Origin of the sequence: Streptomyces chisholmiae, assembly GCF_031845445.1 — a bacterium.
In the GTDB taxonomy this organism is placed as follows: domain Bacteria; phylum Actinomycetota; class Actinomycetes; order Streptomycetales; family Streptomycetaceae; genus Streptomyces; species Streptomyces chisholmiae.
Window position 1 is genome coordinate 1 of the sequence record NZ_JAVREO010000108.1, and the last position, 479, is coordinate 479.

Here is a 479-nt window from a genome sequence, read left to right on the forward strand (position 1 = left end):
GCCTTCAGGACGACATGACGGACGCTACCGCAACGCCAGTTGAAAAACCGAAGTCGCCCAACGCGCCGACCGAGGAGACCGTCCTGTCGGTGAAACACTACACCGACCGCATGTTCGCCTTCCGCATAACCCGACCGCCGACCTTCCGCTTCCGCTCGGGCGAGTTCGTCATGATCGGCCTAGAAGGTCCGACCGGTAAACCGCTGCTGCGCGCCTATTCGATCGCGAGCCCGAGCTGGGACGAGGAACTCGAATTCTTCTCGATCAAGGTTCCCGACGGCCCTCTCACCTCGCGCCTGCAGGCGATCAAGCCGGGCGACAAGGTCCTGCTTGGCCGCAAGTCGACCGGCACGCTGGTCCATGACGCCCTGACGCCGGGCAAACGCCTCTACTGCTTCTCGACCGGCACCGGCCTCGCCCCCTTCGCGTCGGTCATCCGCGACCCCGACACCTATGAGCGCTTCGAGCAGGTGATCGTC

At 64.5% G+C, this 479-nt stretch carries 1 protein-coding gene; it reads left to right on the top strand.

The genetic code is table 11. From position 1 onward, the window contains the following. Positions 1-14: 14 nt before the first annotated feature. The coding region (locus RM844_RS32305; RefSeq protein ID WP_311671011.1) for an FAD-binding oxidoreductase at positions 15-479 on the top strand (465 nt) is incomplete at its 3' end.